Source organism: Actinophytocola sp. (genome assembly GCF_036378875.1).
GTDB lineage: Bacteria > Actinomycetota > Actinomycetes > Mycobacteriales > Pseudonocardiaceae > Actinophytocola.
Genome location: NZ_DASUVO010000176.1, coordinates 121,719 through 140,182, shown reverse-complemented (window position 1 = coordinate 140,182; position 18,464 = coordinate 121,719). Strand labels below are relative to the sequence as shown.

General features: G+C 69.4%; 12 protein-coding genes. 5 read left to right on the top strand and 7 right to left on the bottom strand.

Annotation, left to right across the window (positions count from 1 at the left end; genetic code table 11):
• Window positions 1–50 precede the first annotated feature (50 nt).
• The 4 genes from VF106_RS50490 to VF106_RS50475 form a co-directional block, all read right to left on the bottom strand.
• Window positions 51–1,346, bottom strand: a complete 1,296-nt coding sequence (locus VF106_RS50490; RefSeq protein WP_330847305.1) for a M28 family peptidase — start codon at window positions 1,344–1,346, stop codon at window positions 51–53.
• Window positions 1,347–1,462: 116 nt separating this feature from the next.
• The gene (locus tag VF106_RS50485; RefSeq protein WP_330847304.1) at window positions 1,463–2,392 is read right to left on the bottom strand and encodes a methyltransferase domain-containing protein; all 930 of its coding nucleotides are present in this window, start codon (window positions 2,390–2,392) and stop codon (window positions 1,463–1,465) included.
• 220 nt (window positions 2,393–2,612) lie between these two features.
• Window positions 2,613–3,368: a class I SAM-dependent methyltransferase gene (locus VF106_RS50480; protein ID WP_330847303.1), complete on the bottom strand. Its 756-nt coding sequence runs from the start codon at window positions 3,366–3,368 to the stop codon at window positions 2,613–2,615.
• 7 nt (window positions 3,369–3,375) lie between these two features.
• Window positions 3,376–4,941 (bottom strand): ATP-binding cassette domain-containing protein, encoded by a 1,566-nt coding sequence (locus tag VF106_RS50475; RefSeq protein ID WP_330847302.1) that lies wholly within the window; start codon window positions 4,939–4,941, stop codon window positions 3,376–3,378.
• Between the two features lie 53 nt (window positions 4,942–4,994).
• Here VF106_RS50475 and VF106_RS50470 point away from each other — a divergent pair, with 53 nt between their 5' ends.
• Together VF106_RS50470 and VF106_RS50465 are read left to right on the top strand one after the other, a co-directional pair.
• The gene (locus VF106_RS50470) at window positions 4,995–5,702 is read left to right on the top strand and encodes a TetR/AcrR family transcriptional regulator (protein WP_330847301.1); all 708 of its coding nucleotides are present in this window, start codon (window positions 4,995–4,997) and stop codon (window positions 5,700–5,702) included.
• Between the two features lie 287 nt (window positions 5,703–5,989).
• The gene (locus VF106_RS50465; RefSeq protein WP_330847300.1) at window positions 5,990–8,116 is read left to right on the top strand and encodes a hypothetical protein; all 2,127 of its coding nucleotides are present in this window, start codon (window positions 5,990–5,992) and stop codon (window positions 8,114–8,116) included.
• 360 nt (window positions 8,117–8,476) lie between these two features.
• On the opposite strand, the gene VF106_RS50460 is transcribed toward VF106_RS50465, so the two are convergent.
• Entirely contained in the window at window positions 8,477–8,884 is a 408-nt protein-coding gene (locus VF106_RS50460; protein WP_330847299.1) for a PGPGW domain-containing protein, read from the bottom strand.
• Between the two features lie 87 nt (window positions 8,885–8,971).
• On the opposite strand from VF106_RS50460, the gene VF106_RS50455 reads away from it, so the two are divergent.
• Genes VF106_RS50455 through VF106_RS50445 form a run of 3 tightly spaced genes read left to right on the top strand, consistent with a single transcriptional unit; the run spans window position 8,972 to window position 16,232 of the window.
• The gene (locus VF106_RS50455; protein WP_330847298.1) at window positions 8,972–12,928 is read left to right on the top strand and encodes a DUF4132 domain-containing protein; all 3,957 of its coding nucleotides are present in this window, start codon (window positions 8,972–8,974) and stop codon (window positions 12,926–12,928) included.
• A complete protein-coding gene (locus tag VF106_RS50450) occupies window positions 12,925–14,004 on the top strand; it encodes an ATP-binding protein (RefSeq protein WP_330847297.1) in 1,080 nt (359 codons plus the stop codon). Before VF106_RS50455 ends, VF106_RS50450 begins: the two co-directional genes overlap by 4 nt.
• Window positions 14,004–16,232: a DUF5682 family protein gene (locus tag VF106_RS50445; RefSeq protein ID WP_330847296.1), complete on the top strand. Its 2,229-nt coding sequence runs from the start codon at window positions 14,004–14,006 to the stop codon at window positions 16,230–16,232. The genes VF106_RS50450 and VF106_RS50445 overlap by 1 nt, the downstream gene beginning before the upstream one ends.
• A 118-nt stretch (window positions 16,233–16,350) precedes the next feature.
• On the opposite strand, the gene VF106_RS50435 is transcribed toward VF106_RS50445, so the two are convergent.
• Both VF106_RS50435 and VF106_RS50430 read right to left on the bottom strand, forming a co-directional pair.
• Window positions 16,351–17,208, bottom strand: a complete 858-nt coding sequence (locus VF106_RS50435) for a helix-turn-helix domain-containing protein (RefSeq protein WP_330847294.1) — start codon at window positions 17,206–17,208, stop codon at window positions 16,351–16,353.
• 132 nt (window positions 17,209–17,340) lie between these two features.
• Window positions 17,341–18,411 carry a vanadium-dependent haloperoxidase gene (locus VF106_RS50430; protein WP_330847293.1) on the bottom strand — a complete coding sequence of 357 codons (1,071 nt, stop codon included), beginning with the start codon at window positions 18,409–18,411 and terminating at the stop codon, window positions 17,341–17,343.
• Between the last annotated feature and the right edge of the window lie 53 nt (window positions 18,412–18,464).

Here is an 18,464-nt window from a genome sequence, read left to right as displayed (position 1 = left end):
TTCAGGCCCGGGAGAGGCGCGGACCTCTCCCGGGCCTGCGGTGCGTCCGGTCAGAACTGCATGCTCCACGCGGTGATCGAGCCGGTGTCCTGCGGTCCGGCGTCGCGCACGCGCAGCCGCCAGGTGCCGTTCGCGACCTCGCTCGACGCGTTGACCGTGACCGTCGTCGAGAGGTTGTCGGCGCTGCCGCCGGTGCGGTTGTGAACGTTGTACACGCTGCCGTCCGGCGCGAGGACGTCCACGACCAGGTCACCGATGTAGGTGTGCGTGATGTCCACGCCGACCTGCAGCGTGTCCGGCGCGTTGCCCGAGACACCCGTCACCGCGATCGGGCTTTCCACAGTGGACTGGTCGGGGATCGCGACGTCCGCGGTGTTCTCGAAGCGCGGACCCGCCGGCGTCGGCGCGGCGGCGGACAACGTCCAGATCGCTGAGGCGATGGCATCTGCGTTGCGGTTCAGTGCCGTCACGTTGATGTTGCTCGTCGTGTCACAGGAGGAGTGGTAGCAGCGGTCGAACGCCTGCCCGGCCGTGCCGCCCCACTTCTGGGCCTGTGCCGACGTTTTCGCGACCTCCGCGCCCGTGAACAGCCCACCGACCGGGATGCCGGCCCTCGCGAACGCCGCGTGGTCGGACCGGCCGCCCACCGACGTCAGCTCCGTCGGCACGCCCATCGTCGCGAACGGCGCCTCCAGAACCCGTTGCAACGCAAGGGATCCGGACGGCTGACCGCTGGCCGAGTACACGAAGTAGCCCGCGTTAGGCGAGCCGATCATGTCGAAGTTGACGTAGGCGTCGATCTTCGCCCGCTCGGCGCTCGGCAGGTTGTTGACGTAGAACGTCGAGCCGACCAGCCCGCGCTCCTCCGCACCCCACCAGCCGAACCTGATCCGCTTCGCCGGCGTGTAGTTCTGGCTGGCGACGGTGAGCGCGATCTCGAGCAGAGCCGCCGAGCCCGACCCGTTGTCGTTGATGCCCGGTCCGGAGGTGACACCGTCCAGGTGGCCGCCGGCCATGATCACGTTGTTGGCGTCGCCGCGTGGCCACTCCGCGATCAGGTTCCAGCCCGTCGCGCCGCCGGAGGTGAACGCCTGCAGTGTGGTCGTGTAGCCGGCGGCGTTGAGCCGCCCCTGCACGTAGTCGATGGACGCGCGATAGCCGGTTCTACCGTGCGCCCGGTTACCACCGTTGTTGTTCGCGATGGTCTGGAACTGGTTGAGGTGCGCCTGCACGTTGGCGACGGGGATGTCGGGCGCGGCGAGCACGCCCGGCGGTGCCGCCGACGCTTGGGGAACCGCCACCGCTGCGAGTGCCAACGTGGCGAGTGGCACGAGAAACTTACGCATGGTCGCTGCCTCCAGCAGGGGTGAGAAGGACGACCTTCCGAGCGTGCTTGATGAATCCCGCCGGCACCACGCCCGAAGGAGGCCGGTATTTCCCGTACTTCCCATTAGCGAGGCGGTCATCGCTGGCACACCGTGATCACCGGGTGCTGGCCGAACAGGCTGATCGGGTACCGCGCGAGTGTGTGGAAACCGGTCAGCGACGGCCATGGGGAAAGGCAGGTCAGCCGGCCTCCTGGGCGCAGCACGCGACGCCACTCCCGCAGGAACTCGGCGACGGTGCCCCGAGCGGTGACCTGCCTGTTCCACGGCGGGTTGGTGATGATGTGGTCGACCGAGGCGTCCGGGTACGGCAGGCGGCGGGCGTCCGCGGTCAGCCAGGCGATGTCCGGACGGTGGTGAGCGTTCACCCGCGCGGCGGCGACTCCGGCGAGGTCGCTGCCAACGCCGGGCACGGGCGCCTCGACGAGCAGTGTGCCCGCGCCGCAACACGGATCGACGACGACCTCACCGGTGCGAACACCCGCGAGGCGGACCATCGCGGCGGCCACGGGTGGATGCAGCGTGCCCGGCACGGACGCGACCTTCCACGGCCTTCTGTGCAGCGGCGGCCGGTTGCCGCGAAGTCCGATGTGGACACCGCGCTGGTCGATCGTCACCCGCCAGTCCACCGCACCGGCCGGTGGGACGCGACCGTTCCGCCGCGACACGTACACCGCGCCGAACCGGGACGCGAGCACGGTGCCGACCGCGTCCTCGACGTCGTACCGGCTGTAGGTGCGACGCCCCGCCATGGAAGCCGACACACTGAGGAACGTCGCCTCGACCACGTCGAACGGTGTCGACGCGACAAGCCGGGACAGCGCACCGAGAGCGGAGCGGGTGGGGCCGGGATCCGGCGCGGACAGCGCGAGCAGGAACACGTCGTCGACGGTGCGGGGCGGCTGTTCGAGCACCGATGGCGGACCGGAGAAGACGAGCTGGCGTGGGGACACGGTGATCACCGTGCAGCCCCGTTCGCGGAGTTCCTCGGCGGCGACGTGCTCCAAGCCGTGGACTGTGCGCGCGAACAGGTGAGTACCCACCGCCGATTGGCGGCGCGAAGGCATGACGACACTCCCGAAGTACGACCTGGGTCGGCGAACAGCCGTCCCACATCGCTAGCCGCGGGATTTCCTCGATCTGGCTAGCGGCCTGCTAGCCCAGTCGAAAGAAGAACGTCATCATGCGAACCAGCTTAGTGGCAGCAGGTCCACGGTCTCGGGCTGCCTAGCATCGGAAGACGAGCAGCCTGCTTGTCTCGTACTGGGGCCCGTCGCCGAGTGAGGGCAGCGCTGCCTCGATTCTGGCGAAGCCCGCTTCGACGACCTCCGCGCTCATGTGCTCGAAGACCGAGACCGAACGCAGCTTCAACCTCTCGAAGTCCTCGGCCAGGTTCGCCGAGCGAAGCCAGGTGATCTCGTCACGAGAGACGAACGTCCACCCGGCGCCGGCGAAGTCACTCCTCACCTCGTTCTCGGACCGGAACTGGGCCGCGTCGACCTTCTTCCATTCGGGCATGACGCGGAACCACCAGACGTCAGGCATGTTGTCGGAGAAGTTCACCTGCACGAAGAGCTTCCCGCCTGGTTTGACGACCCGGCGCAGCTCCCGAGCAGCGGCCTCGCGATCGACGACGTGGTGCCAGACGAAGAACAGCAAGGCCGCGTCACACGAGGCGTCGGGCAACGGGATGTGCTCGGCAGCCCCGGCCGTGTACGTGACGGCGGGATGGCCGGCGTGGGCGATGGCTCGCGCACGCATCCTGTCCGATGGCTCGACTCCGTGGACGGGTCCGCCGAAGGCATGCGCCAACGAGGGGGTCATGCGGCCGGTACCCGCGCCAAGGTCGAGCCAGACCAGTGGCCGTGTCTGCGGCAGGTGGCGTGCGAACGCCGTCATCCAGGTTCGCAGGGCATCAGGTGACATCTGCCGGCCGGCGGCGTAGACGGCGTGCAGGCGTGCGTCGTAGTCGACCTTCTTCATGCGGCTATTAATCCCACAGCGGACTGTCGAGTTCGCGCACCCGGCCGTCCCGGCCGAAGTACACGTAGCGGTCGAACTCGGCGGCGAACCAGCGGTCGTGGGTGATGGCGAGCACCGTGCCGGTGAACTCACGCAGCCCGACCTGCAGTGCCTCCGCGCTCGCGAGGTCGAGGTTGTCCGTCGGCTCGTCGAGGAGCAGCAACGTCGCGCCGGCCAACTCGAGCAGCAGGATCTGCAACCGAGCCTGCTGCCCACCGGAAAGGGTGTCGAACGTCTGCTGGCCCGCCGGCGCGATCTCGTACCTGGCCAGCGCGGCCATCGCGTCGTTGCGTGGCAGCGCCGCGGCCGCCATCACGATGTCCGCCACCCGCCGTCCCGCCAGGTCGGGTCGGACATGTGTCTGTGCGAAGTGGCCGGGCACGACACGCGCGCCGAGGGTGACCGTGCCGCCATGGTCGACGGCGTGACCCGCCAGCAGGTGCAGGAACCTGGACTTGCCCGAACCGTTGCCGCCGAGCACGGCGACCCGTTCGCCGAACCAGACCTCCAGGTCGAACGGCGCGGTGAGCCCGGTCAGCGCCACGCGCTCGCAGGTCAACGCCCGCTTGCCGGTGCGACCGCCGGAGAGTCGCATTCGGATGTTCTGCTCACGCGGTGGTCGTTTCGGCCCGCCGGACTCCTCGAACCGGGCGAGCCGGCCACGTGCCGACTTGTACGCCGACGACACCGCGTCGTTCTTCGCGGCGGCCTGGCGCAGTGCGTGCGTCATGCCCCGCAGCCGGCGACGCTCTTCCTCCCACCGGCGACGCTTCTCGTCGAGTTCGGCGATCCTGCGCAGCCGGGCCGAGGAGAAAGTGGCGAAACTTCCGCCGTGGACCCACACGTCCCGGTTCTCGACCGACAGAATCCGGTCCGTCGCGTTCGCGAGGAGTTGGCGGTCGTGCGACACGAGCAGGATTGTCTTCGTGCTGGCGAGGAGTTGCTCCTCCAACCACTGTTTCCCCGGCACGTCGAGGAAGTTGTCCGGCTCGTCGAGCAGTAACAGCGAATCCGGACCACGCAGCAGCGCTTCGAGAACCAACCTCTTCTGCTCTCCACCGGACAGTGTGTCGAGCGGCCGGTCGGCGGCGGCGGCGAACGACAGTCCCAGCGCGGCCGTCGTGCACGTGTCCCAGACGACCTCGATGTCGTACCCGCCCGCGTCGACGTGCTCCGCGAGTGCGTTGGCATAGCGGAGCTGCGTCGCCTCGTCGCCGGTCAACGCGGCCTCGGCCGCGGCCAGTTCGGCCACGCTGGCGCGAATCCGGTCCGGCGCGACACCCAGCAGCAGGTCGCGGACGCGGCCCAAGCCGGTGAACTGCCGCATCACCCCGGTTCCGCCGGTGACCGCGATCCGTCCCCCTGACGGTCGCAGTTCGCCGGCGACCAGTCGCAACAACGTGGTCTTGCCAGCGCCGTTGGGTCCGACGAGGCCGGCGGTGACTCCCTCCCCGACCCGGAAGGACACGTCCTCGAACAGGAGCCGGCTGTCGTCGAGCCGGTAGGTGAGATCGGTGACCTCGACGTGCGCCACAACGCCTCCCGAACGTTGGTCGAGACTTCGCCCAACGTACTAGAGTTCCCGATGTGGAGGCGAAGGGTTTACGCGCGGGTGGACGAGGCGGCCGATCTGGCGGAGTCGCCGGCGAGGTGTGGCTTCGCGAGCACAAGCCCAACCGCGACCCGCTGAGCCGCGAACGCATCACGGCCGCGGCTGTCGAACTGCTCGACGCGAACGGGTCGGCGGCGCTGACGATGCGGCGACTGGCCGAACGTCTCGACGTGGCACCGCCGACGTTGTACTGGCACGTGAAGACGAAGGACGACGTCCTGGACCTGGCGCTGGACGCGATCTTCGCCGAGGTGGCCATCCCCGAGCGAACCGCCGACTGGGCCGTGGACGCCAAGACGCTGGTCATCCGTTGGCACGCCACGATGGTGCGTCATCCGTGGGCACCAGGGCTGCTCGGCCGGCCGATGTTGGGCCCGAACGTCCTGGCCCGCACCGAGTTCCTCCAGTCGGCGTTGGAACGTGCCGGCCTCGCGAAACAAGTCCTTTCGATGGCGACACATGGTCTCGCCAACCTGACCATCGGCTCGGCACTGACCGAGTCCGCCTGGCACACCGGGCCGCGGATTTCTCAGGAGTCGGCCAGCGAGCACGTGCGCGACAAAGCCGCGACCTATCCCACGCTCGCGGCGAACAATCACCTGGCCGTCATGGACCGGGCCGCGCTGTTCGAGGAAGCCGTGGACTGCTTCCTCGCCGGCCTGCGTACTCGGCAGCACCGCTGAGCGGCTCAGTTCCATTGTTGGACTAATCCATTCTCGCGGCGAGCACAAGACGCCGGTCGACGCCAAAATTTCCCATCCGCAATGCGGCCCAACCGGGAAAAACCGCTCGATCAACACTGATAACGACCTGCTCCCCCAAACCGAGAAAGTCTGGTACGGGGGCACGTCACAACCGTGCCCGCACAGTGGGCCACCCCGCGGCGGGCACGCAAATCGAAAGGGTTTCGATGCGACGACGCCGATTAGTCTCGGTTGCGGCCGCTCTACTCGTGGTTCCCATCCTGCAGGTGCTCCCCGCTTCGGCGGCGGCCGGGGCACCGACCACAGCCCCACCCGCCGACGACACCAGGGAGTTGACCAGGAAGGACTTCACCTTCGACGGCAAGCCTGTGGTCGTGCCGAACAGCTACCAGCCGAGCGCGAACCGGGCGGCTGTCGCCGGGGTGACACCGCCGGTCGGCACTGTGCGGCCGTGGCTGGCGCTGGACGACGCGATGGGCGAGCTGTACCTGAAGGAGTACACACTCCGCGGTGTCGGCGACAAGATCGAGGTCTGGGTCGCGAACGACACCGCCTTCCCCGCCGGTGACTGCCGGGCGGCGATCCCGAACTCGACCACCGTCACCGACGCGCAGGTCGCCTCGCTCGTCAGCGAGTTCGACACGAACATGTTCCCGAAGGAGACGGTGACCTTCTCGACGCCACCCGACCGGGACGGTTCGAACCCGAGCCCGATCCTCGACGGCTTCGACTTCACCGGGGACGGCGACAACACGGTCGCACTGATCGACAACGTGCGGGACGACAACTTCTACACGTTCCCCGCGGCGCCGACCTACATCGCCGGCTTCTTCTCGTCGCAGTTCAACGAGCTGGTCGACCGCAACGTGATGACGGTCGACGCCTTCGACTGGGCACACCGGACGGGCGCGAACCCGGCGGACGAGCCGACGAGCGACCTGTGCACCAGCCGGCCGGCACGCCCGAGGGCCTACGAGGGCGTGTTCGCGCACGAGTGGCAGCACCTGCTGATGTACTACACCGATCCGTTCGAAGGGAGCTGGATCAACGAAGGTCTGTCGGACTTCGCACAGACCATCACCGGCTACGTCGACCCTCGCCTCACCGTGTTCGATCGCGGCGGCGACGGTCATCTGTACTGCTACCAGGGTTTCGGCATCGTGCAGACGCCTTTCAACACCAACCCGCGGGACTGCGGTGGTGCGGAGAACTCGCTGAACCTGTGGGGTGAGGGCAACCCGAACGCGGTCCTCGCCGACTACGGGCACGCGTACTCGCTGATGCAGTTCCTGTTCGACCGGTACGGTCCCGACTTCATGTCGCGGCTGCACAACGACGGCGAACGCCAGGGGCTGGCCAGCCTCCAGGCGGCGCTCGCGGACGAGGGCGCGGACCTGTACAAGGTGCTGCACGACCACCAGTCGATGACGCTGCTCGACAAGATCGTCGGCGACTCGCGGCGGGGCATCACGATCGGTGTGCCGAAGCAGCGGGTGACGTCGCCGAGCCTGCGTTCGACGGTCAACCTGGCGAACCCGCAGTCCTACGACGACCCGGGCGCGGCGCCCAACGGCGCGGACTTCGTCCCGCTCCAGAGGGCGAACGGCACGGTGCTCAAGGGCAAGGACCTGAGGTCGCTGAAGTTCGATGGCGCGACGTCGCTGCCGCCGATCCCGCTGCAGTGGACCGTGGTGTCCGACGATCCGGACAGCCCGGGTGACCCGGTGCTGTGGTCGGGCAACGTCAACAACCTCAACGCCACGGCGGTGACGCAGGTGACGGTGCCCGCCGCCGACCCGACGCTCCGCATGAACGCGAAGTACGGCGCCGAGCCCGGTTTCGACTACGGCTACGTCGTCGTCTCGACCGACGGTGGCGCGACGTACACGCCGGTCGCCGGAGACCGGACGATCCCGGGCCCGCTCGGCCCGGCACTCAACGGCGAGACCACCGGGTTCGAACCGCACTCGTTCGACCTGTCCGCGTACGCGGGTCAGACGGTGCTCGTCGGCGTCCAGTACACCTCCGACGGCGGGGTCAACATGGGCGGCCTGCTCGTGGACGACCTCACGGTCGGCGGCACGGTCGTCAGCGACGGCGCATCGCTCGCGCCGTTCGACTCGCCGACCGAGATCCGCCCGGTGTCGGTGCACAACTGGAACCTGAGGCTGATCGCGTACGACGAACGCAACCAGGTCGCGCTGCAGGTCGAGTTCAACGGCAGGAACACGCTCAAGCTGGGCTGGGCGCAGCTGCTGTGCCTGACCGTGTTCCCGAAGGTGGTGGCGGTGGTGGCCTACGACGAGCCGACCGAGCTCGTGCAGCAGTACGCCCCGTACACGCTGACGGTGAACGGCGTGGTTCAGCCGGGAGGCGGTGCTTCGGTCAGCTGACATTGGACGAAGTCGGCTGAGAGTTGGACCAAGTGGCCTCTGGCACGATGTGTCGGAGGCCACTTCGTTCGCAAGTGTTCTCGGCCGAGTACGTCGAGGACCAGCGTCGGTCACCGGCCTGGGCGGCGTTCGTCCCGCTGGCCGCACCACTCGCGGAGAGTTGGCCGCGATCAACGCGCACAGCCCGGCACTCGACCGCTACCCGAGCCTCGCCGGGCCGGTGACGCTGCTGGTCGGCGAGCAGTCGGAGGGGTGGCGTCCGCCCTGTTCGCGAGCGCACTTCCGCAGGCGAAGACGCTCCGGCTTGCCGGGCAGGTCCACCTCGCGCACGTGCGGCCCCCGACCTGCTGGGCGAGCACATCACCGACGCCGTGCGCTGACCTTCCGGTAGCTCCAGCCGAGCAGGGCGAGCAGCACGATCCCGGACAGGATCAGGCTGGACCCGGTGCTCCACCCCGCCAGCGGCAGCCAGGGGAAGACCCGCAGCCCCCAGATGACGCCGGCCGCGAGCAGCCCGAGCCCGCACAGCACCGACCCGGTGATCCGCAGTGGCGAGGACACGCTGTCCTCCGCGGCCTTCATGGCCCGGTCCCGCACGGGGTCGACGTAGCGTTCGAGCCACGGAAACTCTGAGGCGAGAATCAGCAGTCCGGCGAGCACGAGCAGCAGGCCCGGTCCGGGCAACACGAGCAGGGCGACCCCGACGAGGAGGACGACACCTCCGACGACGCCGATCGTCACCCGCTTGACGTGCTTCCCTGCGGCCATGGTCCTGTCATCGTGCCCTGTCCGCGCGGATTTCGCTGGGTTTAGGATCTCCGCCGGGTCGGGACCCAGGGATCAATGGGGGGCAGCGTGCGGCGCTTCACCTTCGAGAGCGGTACGTCACACAAGTTCTGGTCGATCGACCGTGACGGCTCGACGGTGACCATCAACTTCGGCCGCGTCGGGACCGCCGGCCAGACGCAGGTGAAGGACCTGGTGTCGGCGACCGAGGCGGAAGCCCACGTCGCGAAGCTCGTCACCCAGAAACTGAAGAAAGGCTACGAGGAAGATCCATCCGACGCCGCCTCGGTCGCGCCCGTCGCAGCAAGTGCGGTGAGTGCTGGAGCAAGTCCGGCACCGATCACCCCAAGTCCGGCGGCGGTCGGGCCAAGTCCGGCGGCAGTCGCCGACACGGCAATCGCCGACGGGGCAACGGCCGGCGCGACAACCGCCGCCGACGCGGCATCGGCCACGGAGGCGACCGCTGCCACGGGGGCGACGACCAGCGCAACCACCACCGACACCGAGGCGACGACCACCGCAGCCCCCACCGACACCGGGGCGGACAGCGAGGCGACCGCCGGCAAGGCGACCGCCGGCGAAGCGGCGGTTGGTGCGACGACCGGCAGTGTCGCGGCGGCGGCCGGCGTGGCGGCGGGCAGCGTGGCGGCGGGCAGCGTGGCAACCGGCAGCGGGCCGGCGGCCGGTGTGCCGGCGGCCGGTGTGCCGGCGGTCGGGGTGGCGGCGGTCGGGGTGGCGGCGGTCGGGGTGGCCGTCCCCGACGAGGATGTCTTCGTCTATCCCGACGCCTGGCGTGCTCTGATCCACCCGCGCCGCGGTGGGCGGTTCGTCCCCTCGCTCGACGCCGACCCTGACCGCGCGTGGCGGCTGGTCGACGAGTTCCGGAGCAAGGTCGTGGAGGTCATCGAGCGCCGTGGCGGCAACGGCGACGTCGGCGAGGCACGCACCTACCTCGACGAACGGACCGGCAGCCCGAGGGACGCCGCCGTGGTGGCCACCATCGTCGACTGGGCCGTCACGAACCAGAAGGACACGGGCAGGCCCGGCGAGACCGCTGCCTTCGTCGACGCCTGGGTCGCCGAGCACGGGCTCGCCTGGGCGACACGGGCCGTCATGGAACGCCAGCCGATGTTCGTGAACTACTCGGCCTTCCAACGGCACAAGAGCGGGGTTCAGGCACTCAGCAACGTGCCCTGTGTGGAGACCCTGGCCGGCCGGCTCCGCTGGCACCTCGCCGTCGCGAGCGAGGAAGACCACTCCGACGCCGTCGACGCGTTGGAGGAGTACCGGCGGACCAAGCACGACCTGCTGGTCACCGCGTTCCTCGTGCCGGAGCGCAAGGACTGGGTCGACGCCGTCGTCGGGATCAGGAGGCACGCCACGCCGCTGCTGGCCGAGGCGGTCGACGACCTCGAACAGCTGGCGGGCATGGAGATCGACCCGTACTACCTGCTCAACTCGCCCACCGTGGCACCGACGATGGTCGACGGGATCGGCCCGGCCGTCGCGCCGTTCTTCGCCAGGCTGTACGACCAGCATGCCGGCAACTACACCGACGAGATCAAGCAGGTGTTGGCCGCGCTGGCCCTCATTCCCACCGACGAGGCGTTCGAGCTGCTGGTGCGCCGTGCGACGAAACGGTGGGTGCGGCCCTTCCTCCAGGAGGCGATGGACCGCTTCCCCGTGCGCGCGGCGCGCAAGCTGGCCGCGGCACACTCGAACCCCGCCGCGACCGACCTCCTGCGCGCCCATGTGCGCACACACGCCGACCTCCTCGCGAAGGCCGAACTGCCCGCCGCCACGCGGGCCAGGCTCGCGCAGCTGCCGCGGCCGGTGGCCGAGGCCGACCCCGCCAGCCTCCCGCCGCTGTTCGTCGCCCCGCCGTGGACCAGGAAGAAGCGCGCGGCGGCGAAACCCGTCGTCGTCACCGATCTCGTCCCGGACGTCACACCGGCGGTCGTCTGGCTGCCGGGCGAACGGGACGAGTGGACGTCGACGGATCGTTGGGACCGCTACTGGGTGGCGTCCAGGCACCCGAACGACATCCGTGGCATGTTCCGCGCGGGCACACTCGGCTACCAGGAAGGCCTGGTCATCGCCCTCGGGCCGGACGAGGTCACGCGTCCGCTGCTGGCCGAGTGGCGACCGGCGGAATCGTGGTTCGCCGGGGATTGGCTGCGCCACCTCGCGGCCCGCTACGAGCTCGACGTCCTCCCCGTGCTGCTGCACATCGCGCGACGCGGTGGTGCGGCCATGACCGCCGGGGCGTTCCTCCCGCTCGCCGACGCCGAGGTCGCCACGCTGATGGCCGACGCGTTGGCCCGGCTCAAGTCGGTGCGCAATATCGCCCGTGCCTGGTTCGGGCGGCACCCGGAGGCCGCCGCACGCGCTCTCGTTCCCGCCGCGCTCGGCAAACCGGGCAAGGAGCGCAAGGCCGCCGAGGCCGCGTTGCGGCTGCTGGACCCGGCCGTCGTCACCGAGGCCGCCGCCCGGTACGGCGAACAGGCGGCCGCCGGGATCGCGACGCTGCTCGCCACCGATCCGTTCGACGTGCTGCCGGCCCGCATCCCGCCGGTGCCCGCCTGGCTGGACGTCGCCACCCTCCCGCAACTGATCACGCGTGAGCACGGCACGGCGCTTCCCCGCACCGCGACCACGCACGTGGTCACCATGCTCGCGATGTCCAAACCGGACGAAATCTATCCCGGGGTCGACGTCGTCAGACAGCTGTGCACGCCGGACTCCCTCGCCGACTTCGCCTGGGCACTGTTCGCCGCGTGGCAGACCGCGGACATGCCGGCCAAGGACGGCTGGGCGCTCACCGCGCTCGGCTGGTGGGGCGACGACGAGACCGTCCGCCGACTCACCCCGCTCGTCCGTGCCTGGCCGGGCGAGGGCGGGCACAGCCGCGCCGTCAACGCGCTCGACGTCCTCGCCGCCATCGGCACGGACGTCGCGCTCATGCACCTGCACGGCATCGCGCAGAAGGTCAAGTTCACCGGCCTGCGCACCAAGGCGCAGGAGAAGATCGCAGAGGTGGCGGCCGAACTCGAGCTCACCGCCGACCAACTCGCCGACCGACTGGTGCCCGATCTCGGTCTCGACGACGACGGCAGCCTGGTCCTCGACTACGGGCCGCGCACGTTCGTCGTCGGCTTCGACGAGCGCCTCGTGCCGTACGTCGTCGACGAAACCGGTGCCCGCCGCAAGGACCTGCCGAAGCCCGGCGTCCGGGACGACGACAACCTGGCACCAGCGTCGTACAAACGGTTCGCCGCATTGAAGAAAGATGTCCGAACTCTGGCCGCGGACCAGGTCCGCCGGCTGCAACAAGCCATGGTCGAAGGTCGGCGGTGGACGACGACCGAGTTCCGCGACCTGTTCGTCGCGCACCCGGTGCTGCGGCACGTCGTGCGCCGGCTGGTGTGGGCGACCTACCGCGGCGACGAGCCGGGTGATGCCGTCACGCTGACCTTCCGGGTCGCGGAGGACCGCACGTTCGCGGGCGTCACGGACGACACGGTGACGCTGCCGGACGAGGCGAGCATCGGCATCGTCCACCCGCTGCATCTGGCCGACGACCTGGCCGCGTGGGCGGAGATCTTCGCCGACTACGAGATCCTCCAGCCGTTCCCGCAGCTCGGCAGGCCCGTGTACGCGCTGACCGCCGAGGAGCGGACGGCGACCGAGCTGACGATGTTCGCCAACGTGGTGCTGCCGACGGTCAAGGTGCTCGGGATGACCAACAAAGGGTGGCGCCGCGCCGCCCCGGAGGACGGCGGCGTCGAGGGCTGGATCCTGCGGCCCGTGCCGGGCGGTCGCACCGTCATCGTGGAGATCGAGCCGGGCATCGTGGTCGCCATGGTCGACGAGTTCCCGGAGCAGAAGATCACGAAGGTGTGGCTGAACCCGGACGACGACGGTTACTTCTCCCCCGAGGGTGCCCGGCCCCTCGGTGAGCTGGACGCGGTGACCGCGTCCGAGGTGCTCGCCGATCTCACCGAACTGACAGGAACGACACGGTGACCGACAACCTCCAGCGCCCGCCCGCGGAAGTGCGGTACGCGGATGAACTGGCCCGACTTCGCGCGGAGGACGGGCCGCGTCCGCCGGGATGGGCGCTGTCGCTCGACGCGGCTCGCCGGTTCGTCGTCGGCGACGAGTCCCGCGGCATCTCCCGCAAGTTCGTCGGTGACCCGTCGCTCGTCGACCGCGCGCTGGTGACGCTGGCGACGAGCCGCGGGCTCATGCTGGTCGGCGAGCCGGGCACGGCGAAGTCGCTGCTGTCGGAGCTGCTCGCGGCGGCCGTCAGCGGCGACTCGACGCTCACCATCCAGGGTGGGGCCGCGACCACAGAGGACCAGATCAAGTACTCGTGGAACTACGCGCTGCTGGTCGCGGAGGGGCCGACACCGCGGTCGCTGGTGGCGGCGCCGATGGTGCGGGGCATGGCCGAGGGCAAGGTGGTGCGGTTCGAGGAGATCACGCGCTGCCCGCTCGAGGTGCAGGACTCGCTGTTGTCGCTGCTGTCCGAGCGGGTCGTCGCGATCCCGGAGCTGACGGGCCCGGACGCGATGGTCTTCGCCCGCGACGGCTTCAACGTGATCGCCACCGCGAACACCCGTGACCGTGGCGTCAACGAGATGAGCGCCGCGCTCAAGCGGCGCTTCAACTTCGAGACCGTGTTCCCCATCGCCGACTTTTCGACCGAACTCGCTCTCGTGGAGGCCGAAGCCACGAACTTGCTTCGACGGTCGGGCGTGACCGTCGCACCGAGCAAGGAAGTGCTCGAAGTTCTGGTGACGACGTTCCGGGAGCTGCGCACCGGGGTGACCGACCGCAACGAGCCGATGGACCGGCTGACGACCGTGATGAGCACGGCCGAGGCGGTGTCGGTCGCCCACGCGGTTGGCCTGCGTGGCTGGTACCTGCGTGGCGAGGCGGGCACGGCGGCGGACATCGTCGAGTGCCTGGCCGGCGCCGCGGCGAAGGACAACGCGGACGACCTGGCGAGGTTGCGCCGATATCTGGAGCAACAGGTGCCGCGCAAGAAAGGCGTTCACTGGCAGGAGCTCCACGCGAGCCGGTTCGCGCTGCCCTGATGCCCGCCACGTTCATCGGCGTCCGGCACTTCAGCCCAGCCTGCGCACACTTGGTCCAATCCACGATCGACTTGCTTCGACCCGCGTACGTTCTGGTCGAAGGTCCGGCGGACCTGAACGACCGGATGAACGAACTCCTGCTCGCACACACGCTGCCGATCGCGGTTTTCACGCATTTTCGTTCGGCGGAGCGTGAGCACATGTCGTGGATGCCGTTCTGCGAGTACTCACCGGAGTGGGTTGCGCTGGCGGAAGCCACGCGGGTTGGCGCGCAAATCCGGTTCATCGACCTGCCGGCGTGGCATCCGGCGTTCGAGGATCGGGTGAACGTCTACGCGGACGCGGAGGCCAGGTACGCCGACGCGATGGAACGGCTGTGCCAGGTGTACGCGGTGGACAACGTGGACACGTTGTGGGACCACCTGTTCGAGGTCACGGGTGACACGTCCGGGTTGGCCGCGTACTTCGACGTGTTGCGCGGCGCGGCCGCGGCCGGACCGTCGGACACCGAGCGGGAAGCGTTCATGGCCGCCTGGGTGCGGGCGGCCGTGGCCGACGCCGGTGACCGGCCGGTGGTCGTGGTGACGGGTGGCTTCCACCGGCCGGCCCTGGTGACGCTGGCGCAGTCGGGTGACACGGCGTGGCCGGAGCTGCCGGCGCCGCCGGACGGCGCGACGCAGGGCAGCTATCTGGTGCCGTACTCGTTCCGGCGGCTCGACGCGTTCACCGGCTACCAGTCGGGCATGCCGTCGCCTGCCTACTACCAGCGACTGTGGGAGGACGGCCCGGCCCGGGCGGCGACGGCGTTGATGGAGACGGTCGTCCGGCGCCTGCGGAAGCGGAAGCAGCGGGTGTCGACGGCGGACCTGATCGCGGCCCGCACACAGGCCGAGGGGTTGGCGCGGCTGCGTGGACATCCGCACCCGGCGCGGACGGACATGCTCGACGGCCTGGCATCGGCGCTGGTGGGCAACGCGCTGGAGGAGCCGCTGCCGTGGACCCGCCGCGGTGAGCTGGTGGCGGGCACGGACCCGGTCGTGGTCGAGATGGTGGCGGCGCTGAGCGGTGACCGGGTGGGGAAGCTGCACCGGCACACCCCGTTGCCGCCGTTGGTGCACGACGTCGACGCGCAGCTCGACCGGCACGACCTGTCCGGCAGCGGTCCGGTGCGGTTGGACCTGACCGTGGAGGTCGAGCGCAGCCGGGTGCTGCACCGGCTGCGGGTGCTGCGCATCCCCGGCTACAAAAGACTTTCCGGACCGGCGAGCGGTGTCGACCCGGTGCTGCACGAGGAGTGGGAGCGGGCGAGGACGGACCTCCAACTCCCGGCACTCATCGAGGCGGGAGCCCACGGCCCCACCCTGGCGGACGCGGCACAGGCCGTGCTCCTGGGTCGGCTGGCGTCCACGGATCTGGCGACCACGCTGTTCGACGCCACGTTCTGCGGTCTGGCCGACCTGTCGATGACGGTGCTCGACCGGCTCCGCCCGAAGGTGGCGGAGGCGTCGGACCTGGCGGAGTTCGCCGGGGTGCTGGCGATCGTGCTCGGGCTGTGGCGCCATGACCGCCTGCTCGGCACCGCGGGCAGCCCGCTGCTGGGTTCGGTGCTGGAGGTGTCGGTGAGCCGGATCCTGTGGCTGGCCGAAGGGATCCACACCGGCCCCGCCCCGGCGAACCCCGCGCGCCTGCAGACGATCACCGCGTTGCGGGACACGCTCGTCCACTACTCGTCGGCCACCGACCGCGAGGCCGCCGTTGCGGTGATGCGCAGGATCGCCAACGACCAGACCGCGCCGCCGGACCTCAGGGGCGCGGCGTTTGGACTGACCTGGTCACTCGGCGATGCGGTGGAGCCGCGACCGGCGATCCGTGGCGCGACAACGACGACCACTTTGGGTGACTGGCTGGCCGGTTTGTTCGCCCTGGCACGGGACGAGGTCCTCGCGTCGGACGATACGGTGCTGTCCACACTGGACGAGGTGGTGGCTTCCTTCAGCGATCACGACTTTCTCGTGGCGGTGCCGGCCCTACGAGGCGCGTTCTCGTACTTCCCACCGAAGGATCGGGAGGCGATCGCGGAGCGGTTGCTGGCCCGGCGGGGGTTGCGCGGGTCGGCGCGGAGCTTGCTCAGGCTTCGGCTGGAGCCGTCGGAGCTGACGGAGCTCGCAAGGCTCGAAGCACACGTGGACGAGTTGCTGGCGAGAGAAGGTCTAGTCGAGGGAACGTGAGCATCGGGCCATCCGGATCCTTCGAGTCCCGGACGGCGATTCCGGCCGGCACACAGGCCACCTCGACGCACAAGTCGCCACTGCCACTGAAGGAACTTTTGCGCCAGCTGGTCAAGGCTCACTCCAATTCCGCGGCAATACCCGAAACCAATGCTACCGACTCCTGGGGACTGAGGGCGACCCCGAGCAACGCCGCGGTCACGACCTTGTAGTACTCAATGTCCTCGGGTTCCTCGAAGATCAGGCTTGAGCCGTCACCGCAGCCGAGAAAAACCACTCCCGGGCGGTCGGCGAACCGGAGCCGGAGGAATGGCCCCTCGAGCCCCGGATGCATGCCGACCGAGTTCGGCACGACCTGGAATGTCACGTTCGGCCGGGCAGCGGCTTCGACAACGTGCTTGAGCTGATCGCGCATGATCGCCGTGCCACCGATCTGCGTTCGCAGGGCCGCCTCGCACACGACCGCGGTCACCGCCACGCTGCGGTGGCGAACCCCGGACTGTCGTTGGATTCGAGCAACCACTCGCCGATCGATCTCCTCCTCATCGTTGATCATCCCGCCGCGCATGACGGCACGCATGTAGGGCACTGTCTGCAGGTAGCCGGGGACGAACATCGTTTCGAAGTTGAACAGCGCGGTCGCCCGGGATTCCAGCACCCGAAGTGTGCCCACCTTCGACGCGAAGGACAGGCTGCGTTTCTGCCAGTAGCCCAGCTCGGAGGAATTCCTCGCGAATTCGAGAAGATCTCGGCGTTCCTGGCCGAAGACCCGGTACACCGTGCAGAGGGAGGCCACGTCCTCGATGCGGTGCGCCCGTTTGCCAGTCTCCAGTTTGGACAGATGACTCGGGCTGATGCCGACCGATTCGGAAGCTTCCAACAAGGTCAAGCCAGCGGTCTCCCTGATGCGGCGCAGTTCGGCGCCCAGCACCTCACCTCGGACCGTCGACTCCGGTCGTCGCGTCATCATGGTCATGCCGATCCCCTCGGGTCGTGTCGATCAGCACATCATTCCTTGCTGAGCAGGGAAAACAGGTCTGGGCGCGGCAAGTCCACCCGACCGGTGGTGGACTTGCCACGTTGTCCAACCAGACGCCGAGCCGATGTTCTACCGACGCGGAAGAAAATGGTTCTCTGTGGTGTAGGCGGCCACGGCCTCGCCGAGTCCGACGCCGTTGACGTCCGCTGTGTGGAAGTGGATGCCGCCCCAGATGCGGGCACCGATCACCTCGGTGGTCGCCGCGGAGAAGCTGTCGAAGTGGCGGGTGGTGCCGCTGTCGACGCTGAACGCGCTGAAGGCGACCTCGTCCGTGCCGAAGATACGCTCGTACGCCGCCATTCGGGCGCCGGTGCCGCAGGAGTGGCCGGACGGGTAGTCCGGGAAGGGCGGCGTCACGAGCAGCGGCGTCCAGTTCGGGTCGGCCGTGGTGCGGGGGTTGCCGTCGGTGTCGGCGAGCCGGATGGCCGTGACCGGACGCCAGAAACTCCAGAACTCCTTGTCGTTCTGGCACGCGATCGAACCATCTTCCCCGGTCATGTCCACCAGTGCGAACAGTCGCGCGGTTGCCAGCGCGCTCAACCGTTGGGTGACCGCGAGCTGGCGTTTGATCTCCCAGTGGACGGAACGGCGGTCGTGCCACCAGCGGGCCGCCTCGGTCTGGTCGGCGGTGCGGGCCGTGCTGGTCGCCGAGCCGAGCCGCTTGACCTCGTTGAGGTCGCGGGCGTACTGGCGGCTGGTGAGTGCGGGCGGGCCCGCGGTGCGGAACATCGCCGCGTTCGGGATGAGGAACGGCCGCAGATCCATCACCCACGCACCGCTGTTCTCGAAGCCCGGCGGCGTCGGGCGCCACTCGCCGGGGCCGGTGCCTTCCGTCCAGAGCCGGTTCCCGAACGCGCCGTCGTCCTCGCGGGCGGCGATCATCGCGGCGGCGGTCCGCTCGCCCACCCTGATCCCGCCGAGTTTCGCCCGGCCGTCCGGTATGGCGTCGAGCCAGTCCGCGTACTGGGCGGACAGCCGCTCTTCCTGGTCAGGGAACAGCGACTCGAGGACTCGGTAGGCGGCGGTGCCGACGGCGGCGTCGGTCGACTCGGTGCCGTTCGTGCGCGGCGCCACCAGGTACGGGTCGTACGGTCTGCCCTCGATCGCGTTCACCGCGTCGTAGACGGCGCCGCTGACCATCGCGAAGCTGCGCCCCGCGACCTGCGGCGGTTGCTGTCCGGCGATGTCCCAGA

Coding starts and splice junctions, on each gene's coding strand:
- VF106_RS50490 (WP_330847305.1), bottom strand. CDS start 1,346: ATGCGTAAGTTTCTCGTGCCACTCGCCACGTTGGCACTCGCAGCGGTG.
- VF106_RS50430 (WP_330847293.1), bottom strand. CDS start 18,411: ATGGTCAGCGGCGCCGTCTACGACGCGGTGAACGCGATCGAGGGCAGA.
- VF106_RS50435 (WP_330847294.1), bottom strand. CDS start 17,208: ATGACCATGATGACGCGACGACCGGAGTCGACGGTCCGAGGTGAGGTG.
- VF106_RS50445 (WP_330847296.1), top strand. CDS start 14,004: ATGCCCGCCACGTTCATCGGCGTCCGGCACTTCAGCCCAGCCTGCGCA.
- VF106_RS50480 (WP_330847303.1), bottom strand. CDS start 3,368: ATGAAGAAGGTCGACTACGACGCACGCCTGCACGCCGTCTACGCCGCC.
- VF106_RS50460 (WP_330847299.1), bottom strand. CDS start 8,884: ATGGCCGCAGGGAAGCACGTCAAGCGGGTGACGATCGGCGTCGTCGGA.